We start from the raw sequence: 12,824 nt of genomic DNA on the forward strand, positions 1-12,824 counted from the left end.
ACGCCGCTCCGGCGGCCCCTCACCTCAAACGTTAGGCGGCTGCAACAACTGTCACCGCCGATATCACGCGGCGAAATATCTGCGGGTCGTTTGCGACCTTTGCCAATAGGAGCGCCCCCTCCAGCAAGGCGAATATGTTTTTCGCTCGTTGCCGGTTATCACCCGCCGGGATTTCACCTGCCTGTTCCGCGCGGATAAGCGCGGCTTCGATGAACTGGCAGTGAGAGTCGAAAATCTTCTGCAACGCCTCTCGTATTTTCTCGTCCTGGCGCGCCATCTCCTGTCCCAAGTTGCCGAAGGGGCACCCTAGAACTCCTCCCTTTTCAGCGGAGACTTGGACCTGCAATTCATGAATTCTTTCAATCAGCTCACGAAGCTGAGTCAGGCCACTCTCCGAGCCTGAAAAGACTGGCTCAAAAATCCCAGCTCTTGCGTGTTCCCAAAAGCTTTCCATGGCCGCAACCGCAAGATCGGACTTTGAGGGAAAGAAGTGATAGAAGCTGCCTTTCTTTGCGTTCGCACGCTGGCACAACTCATCAACCCCGGTAGCTTGGAAGCTGCGTTCCCACATCAGGGCGGCGGCTGTTTGGAGCAGACGGTCACGCGTATCGAGTGATTCTGCGGGTTTCATTTTGGGTTATCCCTAATTCTTGCTGAGTCATGGTGCAACGTTACCAACAGTTGACCGGTCTGTCTACTCTGAGCTAGTCTGTACCGACCGGTCTAGTCGGAGGGCTTGCCGGCATACTCAACTACATTTTCCGGAGAAATCATGAGCATCTTCACTCAACACTCAGACATGACCGCGCCGGCAGGTGCCGCAGAAGTTCTGGCGAAAGTCAAGGACCTATACGGCTTCATTCCGAATCTGGGGGCCTATGTGTCCGAATCGCCTCTGGTTCTCGATGCCGTGCTGAACCTCGACAGGGCCTTCGACAAGGTTTCGCTGACGCCGCAGGAAAGGCAGGTCGTTTTGCTTACCGTCAGCACGCTAAACGGGTGCAGCTATTGCAAGACGGTACACACCGCGTTGGGACGTAGGGCCGAAGTTGATGGCGCTGTCTTGAAGGCGGTTATTGCCCTTGCGCCACTGCCCGACCGGAAGCTCAATGCGCTGCGCGACTTCACTCGCAAGGTCGTGGAAGAAAAGGGGTGGGTCAAAGAAGAAGATGTGCAGAAATTCCTCGTGTCAGGCTACACCAAGGCTCAGGTATTTGAGGTGGTGATGGGGGTGGCCCTGAAAACGCTCACCAACTATAGCAATCACTTGGCCGGTGCCGTACCTAATCCCGAGTTCATTGCAATGGCGGAAGGCACGGCCTAATCCCCGAAGTATTTGCTGGCGCAATCGGAATACCGCTTGCGCCAGCTATTCCCTAACCGAACTCAGGAGCGCCGACGATGGCTGACAAAGAATGCGCACACGCTGGTCTTCCTCCGACCGGGGTACCATGTCCAAGCTGTAAACAAGGTACTTTGGAAGTCGCTCGGGGCCGTTTCGGTCCTATTTACAAGTGCACGTCCAAGGTGTGCGATTACTGGCTACCCGAGCGTCCAACGGGAAAAAGATGCTCGTTCATGCGCGACGGAAAGAAATGTGGTGCACTAATGGTCATGGGAACAAAAACCATCCCGGAGAGATGCAGTGACCAAACATGCCCAAATAGAAATCCGCACAAACTGCGGGCATCCGCCTAATCGGGTAACCAGGGGTTTCTAACCCCCAGTCCCCACACCACCACGGCATGCGGGTCCGCACCGGGCGGTTCACGAAAAGGGAGCACACGACGATGTCAGGTGTAGCCATGGGCCTTCATCCAAAGATCACGGATAGTGATCAGCCCCTGGGTCTTCAGCCATTGGTTGGTCATCCCGGTCTGCGTCGCCAGCGTCCGCGACAGATGCCAGTAGCTCTTGCTGCTGATCGCCGTCAGGATTGCCTGGCGCTTGCTCGTCCCCAAACCCAACAGGTTCTTGACCTTGGTACGCACGTAGCGCCACTGTTTCCAGTAGCACATGCGTACCCGGCGTCGAAGCCAGTGGTCGAGTTCGGGGATCGGGCGGTAGTAGTCCGAAATGCCGAAGTAGCCCATCCAACCGCGGATATACTGGGCGAGCTTGTAAAACCGGTGAGCCATCGAGACACCCCAGCTACGCCCGGTCAGTGTCCGGATGTTGTGTTTGAAGTCCTCGAATGCCCGGTCGCCCCAACGCAGCTTGGTTCCCCGGAAATTGAATCCGAGAAACTTGGCCTGGTCGGTTTTGACCACCCGGCTCTTCTGCTCGTTGACCACCAGTTTGAGCGTGCCGGTCAGGAAGCGCGTGACGCTATCCTTCACCCGCTCGCCGGCCCGCTGACTTTTGACCAAGATCAGCAGGTCGTCCGCATAGCGGACGAACCGGTGGCCACGCCCTTCCAGTTCCTTGTCCAAGTCATCCAACAGGATGTTGGCGAGCAACGGCGACAGCGGTCCGCCTTGCGGCGTCCCCAACGCCGTTACCTGGATGGACTCGCCGACCAGAACACCCGCCCGCAAATACCGGCCAACCAGCGCCAACAGCCGCTTGTCGCCAACCTTGCGGGCCACACGAGCCATCAAGACATCGTGCCGGACGTTGTCGAAAAATTTCGCCAAGTCCAGGTCACAGGCGATGCGGTAGCCGGCCTGAAGATGACCTTGTACCTGCCTCAACGCTCCATGGGCGGAGCGTCCCGGTCGGAAACCAAAACTCGACTCCGAAAAGCCGGGGTCGAAGATCGGCGTCAATACTTGCGCGATGGCCTGCTGGATCACCCGGTCCATGACGGTCGGGATACCCAGCAGTCGTTCGCCCCCTCCCGGCTTCGGGATCGACACCCGTCGTACCGCTTGGGGTTGATAACTGCCATCGGCCAGTTGCTGGCGAATCTCGGCCCAATGCGAGCGCGCAAACTCGGCGAAGTCCTCGATGCGCATCCCGTCCATGCCGGGCGCACCCCGATTGGCCTTCACCCGCTTCCAGGCCCGTCGCAGGTTCGCACGGTCCAACACCCGCTCCATCAGATCGTCGTGCAAGGCTGGCTGCGTGACGCCACGCCGGACATCGGCTCCCCCGGTCGGGTTCATCGTCGATACCGAGTCGCTCACGGCTCCTCCTTGTCTTCTTGTGTTCGGCCCTTCACCGTCCGGTCTTCCAGGCCGATGCGGCTAGTATGGCCTCTGCTGACTTCTGCCCGGTCACACCCTGCGTTGCCGCAGAACGCGCTGCCAAAGACAGGTCGTAGGGTCCGGTGGCTATTCCAAGGCTTTCGCCCTGGACCTCAGTCCGACTCCCATAACCTGTCCCAGCCGCTCGCCGGACAGATCTCCCCGAATAAGAACATGAGCTTTCAGCGCACAACCGCCGCATTTACCCTATCTCCCGTACCCGGCGGGTTTCGTCATCATGTGCTGACTCACCCGGAGACTGAGCCTTCTATGCGGTTTCTGTTCGTCGGCTCGCACCTTTGCGCTCGGGCTTCCTTCAGACCACTCCTCGCGGAGTTGCCCTTGCCGTCGGCTAGTAGTTACATTGGCCCAAAGAATGGGCATTACAGGTACTCCTACAGGGGACTCTCACCCCATCAGTTCATGCCCATGTCGGGCGTACACCTCTCGGTCAACCGGACCGCCCGCAAGCTGCGCTTGCGGGTTCCCTCCGCCCTTCGGGCTCCGGCGGCCGGTTACCTCAAACTTAGCGAATAAGAAAGATCATGAGCGACGATTGGGACTTCTATTTCTGCAGTGTAGACAACAAGCCGGCATCCATCTTCGTGGACCTTGGTATAGCCAAAGAAGCACCCATGGCCGAGTATTCGGTGATGGCCTATGTCCGCACTCATATGCAGGCGCCGCGAGATGATGGTCTGTCGAGTCAAGTCGAGTTCGAAACCCTCAAGTCTCTAGAAGACGCCCTGGAATCATTGCGGGGAGATGGAACGGCGCTTTATGTTGGCCGAAGCACCTCTAACGGGTGTCGCGACCTTTACTTCTATGCTCGCACCGCCGAGGGTTGGGCGGAACGAGTCGCAGATGTCATGAAAGCTTTTCCTTCCTATGAGTTCGAGTATGGCACGCGAAGCGACCCTGATTGGAACGCCTACTTCAGGTTTCTGTATCCGTCAGATGAAGACCGAGAGCGCATTCAGAATCGTCGAACCTGCGAGGCCCTCGAAAGAAACGGCGACCGTCTCGAAAAGGAGAGACCCATCGAGCACTGGGTATATTTTCCTGATTCAGACTCGCGTCAGAAGTTCTCGAGTCACGCAGCAACGCTCGGCTACACAACAGTAGCATTGATCGAACCGGAATCCGATCAAAACAGTTACGGTATCAGGCTGTCCTGCATCGGCGTCCCATCAATCGCTAACATAGACGATCTTACCATCCCGTTGTTCCGGGCAGCTCGAGATTATGGCGGAGAGTACGATGGCTGGGAGACCGAGGTTGTCCGCTAATCGGGTAACCAGGGGTTTCTAACCCCCAGTCCCCACACCACCACGGCATGCGGGTCCGCACCGGGCGGTTCACGAAAAGGGAGCACACGACGATGTCAGGTGTAGCCATGGGCCTTCATCCAAAGATCACGGATAGTGATCAGCCCCTGGGTCTTCAGCCATTGGTTGGTCATCCCGGTCTGCGTCGCCAGCGTCCGCGACAGATGCCAGTAGCTCTTGCTGCTGATCGCCGTCAGGATTGCCTGGCGCTTGCTCGTCCCCAAACCCAACAGGTTCTTGACCTTGGTACGCACGTAGCGCCACTGTTTCCAGTAGCACATGCGTACCCGGCGTCGAAGCCAGTGGTCGAGTTCGGGGATCGGGCGGTAGTAGTCCGAAATGCCGAAGTAGCCCATCCAACCGCGGATATACTGGGCGAGCTTGTAAAACCGGTGAGCCATCGAGACACCCCAGCTACGCCCGGTCAGTGTCCGGATGTTGTGTTTGAAGTCCTCGAATGCCCGGTCGCCCCAACGCAGCTTGGTTCCCCGGAAATTGAATCCGAGAAACTTGGCCTGGTCGGTTTTGACCACCCGGCTCTTCTGCTCGTTGACCACCAGTTTGAGCGTGCCGGTCAGGAAGCGCGTGACGCTATCCTTCACCCGCTCGCCGGCCCGCTGACTTTTGACCAAGATCAGCAGGTCGTCCGCATAGCGGACGAACCGGTGGCCACGCCCTTCCAGTTCCTTGTCCAAGTCATCCAACAGGATGTTGGCGAGCAACGGCGACAGCGGTCCGCCTTGCGGCGTCCCCAACGCCGTTACCTGGATGGACTCGCCGACCAGAACACCCGCCCGCAAATACCGGCCAACCAGCGCCAACAGCCGCTTGTCGCCAACCTTGCGGGCCACACGAGCCATCAAGACATCGTGCCGGACGTTGTCGAAAAATTTCGCCAAGTCCAGGTCACAGGCGATGCGGTAGCCGGCCTGAAGATGACCTTGTACCTGCCTCAACGCTCCATGGGCGGAGCGTCCCGGTCGGAAACCAAAACTCGACTCCGAAAAGCCGGGGTCGAAGATCGGCGTCAATACTTGCGCGATGGCCTGCTGGATCACCCGGTCCATGACGGTCGGGATACCCAGCAGTCGTTCGCCCCCTCCCGGCTTCGGGATCGACACCCGTCGTACCGCTTGGGGTTGATAACTGCCATCGGCCAGTTGCTGGCGAATCTCGGCCCAATGCGAGCGCGCAAACTCGGCGAAGTCCTCGATGCGCATCCCGTCCATGCCGGGCGCACCCCGATTGGCCTTCACCCGCTTCCAGGCCCGTCGCAGGTTCGCACGGTCCAACACCCGCTCCATCAGATCGTCGTGCAAGGCTGGCTGCGTGACGCCACGCCGGACATCGGCTCCCCCGGTCGGGTTCATCGTCGATACCGAGTCGCTCACGGCTCCTCCTTGTCTTCTTGTGTTCGGCCCTTCACCGTCCGGTCTTCCAGGCCGATGCGGCTAGTATGGCCTCTGCTGACTTCTGCCCGGTCACACCCTGCGTTGCCGCAGAACGCGCTGCCAAAGACAGGTCGTAGGGTCCGGTGGCTATTCCAAGGCTTTCGCCCTGGACCTCAGTCCGACTCCCATAACCTGTCCCAGCCGCTCGCCGGACAGATCTCCCCGAATAAGAACATGAGCTTTCAGCGCACAACCGCCGCATTTACCCTATCTCCCGTACCCGGCGGGTTTCGTCATCATGTGCTGACTCACCCGGAGACTGAGCCTTCTATGCGGTTTCTGTTCGTCGGCTCGCACCTTTGCGCTCGGGCTTCCTTCAGACCACTCCTCGCGGAGTTGCCCTTGCCGTCGGCTAGTAGTTACATTGGCCCAAAGAATGGGCATTACAGGTACTCCTACAGGGGACTCTCACCCCATCAGTTCATGCCCATGTCGGGCGTACACAAACGCTTCGAGTCCGACGCCTTACCCTTCCGCTGCGCTCCAGGGCAAGGCGCGGCTCAAGTGGAACGTTAGCCATAAATTAGCGAATCACAACGCTATTTTTCCTGCGGAAGGTCGCCTGGCTTTGCGTTCAAGAACCAGTCGGGTGGAGACCAACTTCCTGGAATGTGCTTGTGTCCCCAAAGCGCCAGCTGTTGTAGTACTGGTAGCAAATCCGCCCCCTTGCGGGTCAAAGCGTATTCGTACCTTACGGGCTTCTCTTGATAAGGACGTTTTTCGATGATTCCGTCTCCTTCAAGTTTACGCAGGCGGTTTGCGAGAATATTTGTCGGAATGCCCTCTGGAGAATCCTGAAAATCCTTGTATTTTCTTTTGCCGATCATCAAGTCCCGAACGATAACTAGGCTCCACTTGTCACCCAGCAAATCGAGTGACGCAGCGACGGGACATTGAGAACGGAATGCGGGTACGTCAACTTCTTTGCTCATATCGTTACGCTACATGAGTCACTTGCAATATGCAAGTCTACATGTCATGATTCTGTCGCTTGCACTTTGCAAGCACCCATCTAATACGGAGATAAGAACATGAACACAGAGATAAATGCCTCAGTCGACATAAAAGGCGGCTGCCTGTGTGGCGCCGTACGATATGAAGTCACCGCAGCCCCGGCCATGACGGGGTTTTGTTACTGCGAAAGTTGCCGCAAGCTCAGCGGTTCAGGACATGCCTTTCACGCGCTGGTACCGGAAGCCGCAATGAGGATCAGTGGTAACGTCCGCGGATTTGAATGGAAGGCGGATAGCGGGAACAGCGTTATCACGAGTTTCTGCCCAACCTGTGGCAGTCCCTTGTTCGGAAAGAGTTCCGGCATGCCAGGCATGGTGACATTCAGGGTGGCGAGCCTGGACTCCCCTGCAGCCATATCGCCGCAAATGGCGATTTACACGAAGCGGTTGCAGGCATGGGATCACCTTGACCCGGCACTGCCTGCCTTCCAGGAAATGCCCCCCATGCCTCAAGAGGGGTAATCCGTGATGAATACGCACCAACATTCCGGCACCGCAAGTCTTGAAGACAGAATCCGGAACTCGCTCATCGGCTTGCCGGTTTCAGAGAAGCGCATGTTTGGCGGCGTAACCTTTCTGTTAAACGGCAACATGCTGTGCTGCGCTTCAAAGAAAGGCCTGATGGTTCGCGTCGGCAAAGATGCCGAACCGCAGGCACTTGCCAATGCCATGGCAAAGCGTTGCGACGGTGGCGGTCATCCCATGCCTGGTTTCATATCGATTGAACCTGCTGGAATAAGCCAGGACAATGCTCTCGAAAGCTGGCTGCAAATGGCACTGACTTACGTTGGCACTCTACCCCCAAAGACAGAAAAATCCAAAATCAAGCCTCAACACTTTACGAGGAGAAACCAATGAAAAAGTTTATGTTCCTGCATTATGGATTTGAAAAACCCACCCCGGAAATCATGAAGGCTTGGCAGGCTTGGTTCGAGTCCATTTCAGACAAGCAAGTCGAGCAGGGTGGGTTCGCCGGTGGTCGAGAAATCTCAAAGAACGGCACCAGGGATCTACCCTGGAATATGGAGTCCATTACGGGGTACAACATCATCGAAGCAGAAAGCCTTGATGCCGCCGAAAAACTAGCCCAAAGCAATCCGTTTATTTCAAGTATTCGAATCTATGAGTTGAGGTAAGCATCACTGGCTAACAACGCCATCAACACGGACGGTGGAAAGCGGCGCTCCTTCGTCGCACCGCTTTCCACCGCCGATTATGGTGAACATTAGGCGCTTTACCCACCACAGTCGGAGATCTTAGTGAAGCAATCGCTCGGCCTCGTTTCCCTCGTTGTTCATGACTACGATGAAGCTATCGACTTCTTCGTCGGTACTCTCGGTTTCAGACTCGTTGAAGATACGTTCGTACCTGAGCAATCCAAGCGATGGGTTGTCGTCTCGCCACCTGGCGCAACAGAATGCCAACTCCTGCTCGCGCGCGCCTCAAGCCCAGACCAGGAAAGCCGCATTGGCGGCCAAACAGGTGGTCGGGTGTTCCTCTTCCTCTACACTGATGACTTCTGGCGCGACTATGAGTCCTATCGATCAAAGGGCGTCGTGTTCGTCCGTGAACCAAAGCATGAGTCGTACGGGACGGTTGCCGTGTTTCTCGATCTCTACGGCAACATGTGGGATCTTCTTCAGCCAACGGAATCACACATCAGGCTTCGCAATGGCAGCGCCTAACAATTCATTCAAGCCGATGCCGCTTCACGGCACGGCATAACTCAAGCATTGAGGCCGTAGAACACCCTCAACTCGAAAATTGAGCCCAGGAACAATCAATCGGTTGTTTGCCCTAAAATGCTCGAAAATAGGGTCTTTCTACAGCTTCGTTAAGCGTCCAACACCAGTCGAGGTATCTAATGCCAACAGCCAGACCATTCCTCATGTTTCAGGGCGGCAGCGCGCAGGCTGCGCTTGACCTGTATTTCGCCACCTTCCCTGATTCCCGCATGGTGCGAGTCGAATACTGGACTCAAGGCGAGCCGGGTGCTGCCGGCACGATAAAGGTCGCCTTATTCACTATTTGCGGCCGCGAGTTCATGTGCTCGGATAGCCCGATAAAGCATGATTTTTCGTTCACGCCTTCGAGTTCCACTTTCGTGGAATTTGGTTCGGCAGCAGAGCTAGAGCAGGCATTTGAAACGCTGTCTGAGGGCGGCCAAGTCCTGATGCCTTTGGACAACTACGGGTTCAGCCAGCGGTTCGGCTGGGTAAATGATCGCTTCGGCGTATCTTGGCAGCTGAACCTTGCTGCCTAACACGGCACGCCAGCCGACCGTTTTGCCTCCGCTCCGCCGCGGCAAAACGTCGGCCGAGTTCAGGCGTTGGGCGGTATGAAGATCGAGCGGTTGGCCACTGCGCTGGATCCTGACTGGCTGCGCTTGCGCCTCGAGTTGTGGCCTGATGGGCGCGCAGACGAGCATCTGGACGAGATGGCCGCCTTCTTGGTAGAGCCGGAGCGCTACGCTCAGTTCATCGCCCGGTCAGCAGAGCAAGGAGCAGTTGGTTTCGCCGAAGCCTCCATCCGGACCGACCACGTGAACGGCACTAAGTCCGCGCCCGTCGCATTCCTGGAAGGTCTGTACGTGAGCCCAGGCGCCCGAAAACGAGGCGTGGCAAGAGCTTTGGTCGAGGTGGTGGCTCAGTGGGCCACTTCTAGAGGTTGCGTGGAGTTGGCTTCCGACACGCCCATCGAGAACGAGGTGAGTCAAGCCGTCCACCGCAAGCTGGGCTTCGCAGTGACGGAGCGAGTGGTGTACTTCAACAAGACGCTCAAACCCACGAATGCCGCCTTGCCCGCGCGGCCGGCCGTGGAGGGTCGCGTTAGCTCGAACGTTAGGCGTCCCATCAACAAGATCAGTATGTTGAGCGATGAAGACCAAATCCGCGCGCTTGTTCAAACGTGGCAGTCCGCCACCAAGGCAGGCGATATAAAGACCGTGCTTGGTCTCATGACAGACGATGTTGTCTTTCTCGTTCCTGGCCGGCCGCCTATGCGAAAGGCGGAGTTTGCGGCCCTGTCACAGGTCCCGCCCGGCAGCCCTCGTCCGAAGTTCGAGGGCACGTCGGAGATTCAGGAGGTTCAAGTTTCTGGTGACATGGCGTTCGTATGGACCAAACTTTCTGTCGCGGTCACACCGCCAGGGGCGAGCCAGGCGATAGAGCGAGTGGGGTATACGCTTACGGTCCTGCGGCGTGAGCATGGCGAGTGGCTCCTGGCCAGAGACGCAAACCTCTTGTCACCAGTTCAGCGTTCTAGCACATGACGTCCAACCGATCGCTCCAACCGACGCGCTATAGCGAGCTTTGCCCGCTTCCGCGCGCGTGTGAGCTCAAACGTTAGGCTCAAGAATATGGCGCGAAGATACCTCACCCAGTCCGAAGCAGAGTCCGCCCTGAGTAGAGGGAAAGCAACTGAGTGCTTTCTCGGCGCTTGTGTCAGAGACGGAAAGCCAGGCATTCGGTGGCTTTCTGCGCGTGTCTCTAAAGAGGGCTTCACTGTCTCAGTCTATGAGAGCGCGAATATCCGGAGCGCAGAGTTTACTGACGTTTACGAATTCGGACCGCTCGACCCGGAACTTGAGTTTGAGGATCCGGTAGAAACGTTCAGCGCCGACTCCTTTTCCAAGCTTACCGCTGAGCTAGAGCGTCGGTTCTTTTGCTGCACAGAGCGCTTAGTGAACGAGTTCGTAATTCAAGATGAGTATGCAGACTATTTGGCGCAGAAGCGCTCGTAAGGTGGGGCCCAACAAGGCGCTCGAGGCGACGCCGCTAAGCTTTGCAGCTTTATCAGGCATCGTCATCGGCGCGCGTCAGCTTTGTCGTTGGGCGGCATGAACACACCGCGCGATCCATCGTCGAGCATTCGCTCGTTGTCGGGCAAATGCCTATGCGGTGCCGTCCGGTACACGGTCGAAGATAGCTTCTGCTACGCACTCAATTGCCATTGCTCGAACTGCCGCCGCGCTACTGGGGCTGCCTTCAAGCCGTTCGCGGGTATCGAGCGTGAGAAGCTCATCCTCAGCCAGGGGCCCGAATCCCTGCTCATCTTCGGAGAGGAACTTGCCCACGACGCACGGTGCGCGAAGTGCGGTTCCCTCCTTTATTCCGTGGTTCGAGAAGGTCAGTTCGTCCACGTCCCGCTCGGGACGCTTTGCGATGAAGCTACCATCCGTCCCTCGGCGCACATCTTCGTCGGCTCGAAGGCGCCGTGGTTCACCATCACCGACAGACTCCCTCAGCACAATGAGTTCGACTGAGAACCAAGGCGCCCGCATGCCGCCCGACCCTTCGTTGCACCCGATTCGCTACAGCGGGCTTCGCCCGCTTCCGCGAGCGGGTGAACTCAAACGTCGAGGGTGTAGAAAAACGCTCAACTCGAAAATTCAGTCCATGAACAATCAACGAGTTACAGACCCTAGAATGCGCGAAAAAAGGGTTTTCCACAGCCTCGATAGGCAGAAGGAAATTATGAAGCAGCTACTCGCTGTGGTATTTGTACTGTTTACATTTCGAGCCTATGCCGTTGGTTGGGAAGAAAGCGACAAAGTAGCTGCCATATTTAAAGGCTCCGGCGTGAACGGCACGTTCGTTCTCTATGATGTCACCGCGCAACGATTAATTGGCTACGGCAAAGCTCGCGCTGAAACACGTTTTGTTCCAGCCTCAACGTTCAAGGTTCCCCACTCGCTGATCGGACTCTCAGTTGGCGCGGTAGAGAGTGTTGACGAAGTCCTGCCTTACGGTGGTCACCCACAGCCGTTCAAAACCTGGGAGAAGGATATGGGATTGCGCGATGCGATTACCCTGTCCAATGTCCCGATCTACCAGAGTTTGGCCCGACGTATCGGCTTAACGCGCATGAGCGAGAATCTTTCGCGGCTTGATTTCGGAAATGGAGAAATAGGTACTTCCATCGATACCTTTTGGCTGAATGGCCCACTCAAAATCAGTGCTGTGGAGCAAACTCGTTTTCTTGCCAAGTTGGCTCAGGGGGCATTGCCGTTCCCCCGGTCGGTTCAGAAAAGCGTTCGCGAAATCGTTCTAATGGAGCGGGGAGAAAATTGGGCGCTATATGGTAAAACGGGTTGGGAAAACGCTCCTAACCGAGGTATTGGCTGGTGGATCGGGTGGGTACAAAAAGGCGATCGTGTATATGCGTTTGCATTGAATATGGATATTCAGCAAGCAACCGATGCCAAGAAACGTGTAGAACTGGGTAAAGCGAGCCTTAAAGCGTTGGGGATACTGTGACGACAAAACAGATGCCTAACAATCGCATGCACTCGGACAGCAAAAGGCGCCACATCGCTCTGCCTTTTGCTGCCGGTGATGCACAGCATTAGGCCACGCAAGCAGGACTATGCACTGACTCGTCGCACTCATGATTCACGTGCCTGTACCGTCAGAGGCTCGTACCTGGTATCAGCGGGCGTTCCCCGAAGCGGATCAGGTTCACTCCATCTCAGGACTCCAAGCGGTTCGTGTCGGCGATGTTCAGTTGGAGTTCGTGCCCTCCGACGAGAAGGTCTCCTCTGGTCCGGCGGGTACCGTCGCCTACTGGCAAGTGCCAGAGTTCAACGCAGCGTTGGCCGCACTCCAGGATCTCGGAGCCACGCTCTACCGCGGGCCGCTGAACATAGAGAATGGTCTCGTCATATGCCAAGTCCGAGCCCCCTGGGGCAACTGCATTGGCATCAAGGGCAAGAGAAGCTAGGCGCTCGCGCGGCGGTGGACTGCTCGTCTCACGTCAAGGCTGCTTTCGCCCGAACGCGTGGCCTTACCCTTCGCCAGAGCCGATCTCCACCTGCATGGCACTTGGCCCCTCGGCTCAAACGTT

15 protein-coding genes and 1 pseudogene are annotated in these 12,824 nt (G+C 57.1%); 12 read left to right on the forward strand and 4 right to left on the reverse strand.

Annotation, left to right across the window (positions count from 1 at the left end; genetic code table 11):
* Positions 1-31: 31 nt before the first annotated feature.
* The gene (locus ACWJJK_RS19570) at positions 32-631 is read right to left on the reverse strand and encodes a TetR/AcrR family transcriptional regulator (RefSeq protein WP_133718439.1); all 600 of its coding nucleotides are present in this window, start codon (positions 629-631) and stop codon (positions 32-34) included.
* Positions 632-772: 141 nt separating this feature from the next.
* Here ACWJJK_RS19570 and ACWJJK_RS19575 point away from each other — a divergent pair, with 141 nt between their 5' ends.
* Positions 773-1,324 carry a carboxymuconolactone decarboxylase family protein gene (locus ACWJJK_RS19575; RefSeq protein WP_454128402.1) on the forward strand — a complete coding sequence of 184 codons (552 nt, stop codon included), beginning with the start codon at positions 773-775 and terminating at the stop codon, positions 1,322-1,324.
* Between the two features lie 469 nt (positions 1,325-1,793).
* Here ACWJJK_RS19575 and ltrA (ACWJJK_RS19580) read toward each other — a convergent pair whose 3' ends face one another.
* Positions 1,794-3,128 carry a group II intron reverse transcriptase/maturase gene (ltrA, locus tag ACWJJK_RS19580; RefSeq protein WP_210024370.1) on the reverse strand — a complete coding sequence of 445 codons (1,335 nt, stop codon included), beginning with the start codon at positions 3,126-3,128 and terminating at the stop codon, positions 1,794-1,796.
* Positions 3,129-3,733: 605 nt separating this feature from the next.
* On the opposite strand from ltrA (ACWJJK_RS19580), the gene ACWJJK_RS19585 reads away from it, so the two are divergent.
* Positions 3,734-4,477: a DUF695 domain-containing protein gene (locus ACWJJK_RS19585; RefSeq protein ID WP_077730018.1), complete on the forward strand. Its 744-nt coding sequence runs from the start codon at positions 3,734-3,736 to the stop codon at positions 4,475-4,477.
* Positions 4,478-4,572: 95 nt separating this feature from the next.
* Here the strand turns inward: ACWJJK_RS19585 and ltrA (ACWJJK_RS19590) are convergent, their stop codons facing one another.
* Both ltrA (ACWJJK_RS19590) and ACWJJK_RS19595 read right to left on the reverse strand, forming a co-directional pair.
* A complete protein-coding gene (gene ltrA, locus ACWJJK_RS19590; RefSeq protein ID WP_210024370.1) occupies positions 4,573-5,907 on the reverse strand; it encodes a group II intron reverse transcriptase/maturase in 1,335 nt (444 codons plus the stop codon).
* Positions 5,908-6,506: 599 nt separating this feature from the next.
* Complete coding sequence (locus tag ACWJJK_RS19595) at positions 6,507-6,899, reverse strand: winged helix-turn-helix transcriptional regulator (protein WP_077730017.1); 393 nt, start codon at positions 6,897-6,899, stop codon at positions 6,507-6,509.
* A gap of 99 nt (positions 6,900-6,998) precedes the next feature.
* Between ACWJJK_RS19595 and ACWJJK_RS19600 the strand changes: the two genes are divergently transcribed.
* The 10 genes and pseudogenes from ACWJJK_RS19600 to ACWJJK_RS19645 all read left to right on the forward strand — a co-directional run bounded on the left by ACWJJK_RS19600 (position 6,999) and on the right by ACWJJK_RS19645 (position 12,701).
* A complete protein-coding gene (locus ACWJJK_RS19600; protein ID WP_077730016.1) occupies positions 6,999-7,442 on the forward strand; it encodes a GFA family protein in 444 nt (147 codons plus the stop codon).
* A 6-nt stretch (positions 7,443-7,448) separates the two neighbouring features.
* Positions 7,449-7,838, forward strand: a complete 390-nt coding sequence (locus ACWJJK_RS19605) for a TfoX/Sxy family protein (RefSeq protein WP_077730015.1) — start codon at positions 7,449-7,451, stop codon at positions 7,836-7,838.
* Positions 7,835-8,116, forward strand: a complete 282-nt coding sequence (locus ACWJJK_RS19610; RefSeq protein WP_133718443.1) for a YciI family protein — start codon at positions 7,835-7,837, stop codon at positions 8,114-8,116. Before ACWJJK_RS19605 ends, ACWJJK_RS19610 begins: the two co-directional genes overlap by 4 nt.
* Before the next feature lie 123 nt (positions 8,117-8,239).
* Positions 8,240-8,665, forward strand: a complete 426-nt coding sequence (locus ACWJJK_RS19615) for a VOC family protein (RefSeq protein WP_086135731.1) — start codon at positions 8,240-8,242, stop codon at positions 8,663-8,665.
* A 179-nt stretch (positions 8,666-8,844) separates the two neighbouring features.
* The gene (locus tag ACWJJK_RS19620) at positions 8,845-9,243 is read left to right on the forward strand and encodes a VOC family protein (protein ID WP_434131919.1); all 399 of its coding nucleotides are present in this window, start codon (positions 8,845-8,847) and stop codon (positions 9,241-9,243) included.
* Between the two features lie 75 nt (positions 9,244-9,318).
* Positions 9,319-9,759 (forward strand): annotated as a pseudogene (aac(6'), locus tag ACWJJK_RS19625) (aminoglycoside 6'-N-acetyltransferase); the annotation flags it as partial.
* 87 nt (positions 9,760-9,846) lie between these two features.
* Complete coding sequence (locus ACWJJK_RS19630) at positions 9,847-10,251, forward strand: SgcJ/EcaC family oxidoreductase (RefSeq protein WP_077730077.1); 405 nt, start codon at positions 9,847-9,849, stop codon at positions 10,249-10,251.
* Between the two features lie 567 nt (positions 10,252-10,818).
* Complete coding sequence (locus ACWJJK_RS19635) at positions 10,819-11,244, forward strand: GFA family protein (RefSeq protein WP_086135726.1); 426 nt, start codon at positions 10,819-10,821, stop codon at positions 11,242-11,244.
* A gap of 211 nt (positions 11,245-11,455) precedes the next feature.
* Complete coding sequence (blaOXA, locus tag ACWJJK_RS19640) at positions 11,456-12,238, forward strand: class D beta-lactamase (RefSeq protein WP_077730076.1); 783 nt, start codon at positions 11,456-11,458, stop codon at positions 12,236-12,238.
* Between the two features lie 139 nt (positions 12,239-12,377).
* Complete coding sequence (locus ACWJJK_RS19645) at positions 12,378-12,701, forward strand: hypothetical protein (protein ID WP_208110192.1); 324 nt, start codon at positions 12,378-12,380, stop codon at positions 12,699-12,701.
* Positions 12,702-12,824 lie beyond the last annotated feature (123 nt).

This window comes from Methylocaldum gracile, from assembly GCF_053646815.1.

What these genes read in the sequence shown, in the direction of transcription:
- ACWJJK_RS19620 (WP_434131919.1), top strand. Translation starts at nt 8,845, where the DNA reads ATGCCAACAGCCAGACCATTCCTCATGTTTCAGGGCGGCAGCGCGCAG.
- ACWJJK_RS19595 (WP_077730017.1), bottom strand. Translation starts at nt 6,899, where the DNA reads ATGAGCAAAGAAGTTGACGTACCCGCATTCCGTTCTCAATGTCCCGTC.
- ACWJJK_RS19600 (WP_077730016.1), top strand. Translation starts at nt 6,999, where the DNA reads ATGAACACAGAGATAAATGCCTCAGTCGACATAAAAGGCGGCTGCCTG.
- ACWJJK_RS19610 (WP_133718443.1), top strand. Translation starts at nt 7,835, where the DNA reads ATGAAAAAGTTTATGTTCCTGCATTATGGATTTGAAAAACCCACCCCG.
- ACWJJK_RS19570 (WP_133718439.1), bottom strand. Translation starts at nt 631, where the DNA reads ATGAAACCCGCAGAATCACTCGATACGCGTGACCGTCTGCTCCAAACA.
- ACWJJK_RS19635 (WP_086135726.1), top strand. Translation starts at nt 10,819, where the DNA reads ATGAACACACCGCGCGATCCATCGTCGAGCATTCGCTCGTTGTCGGGC.
- ACWJJK_RS19585 (WP_077730018.1), top strand. Translation starts at nt 3,734, where the DNA reads ATGAGCGACGATTGGGACTTCTATTTCTGCAGTGTAGACAACAAGCCG.
- ACWJJK_RS19630 (WP_077730077.1), top strand. Translation starts at nt 9,847, where the DNA reads ATGTTGAGCGATGAAGACCAAATCCGCGCGCTTGTTCAAACGTGGCAG.
- ACWJJK_RS19605 (WP_077730015.1), top strand. Translation starts at nt 7,449, where the DNA reads ATGAATACGCACCAACATTCCGGCACCGCAAGTCTTGAAGACAGAATC.
- blaOXA (WP_077730076.1), top strand. Translation starts at nt 11,456, where the DNA reads ATGAAGCAGCTACTCGCTGTGGTATTTGTACTGTTTACATTTCGAGCC.
- ACWJJK_RS19575 (WP_454128402.1), top strand. Translation starts at nt 773, where the DNA reads ATGAGCATCTTCACTCAACACTCAGACATGACCGCGCCGGCAGGTGCC.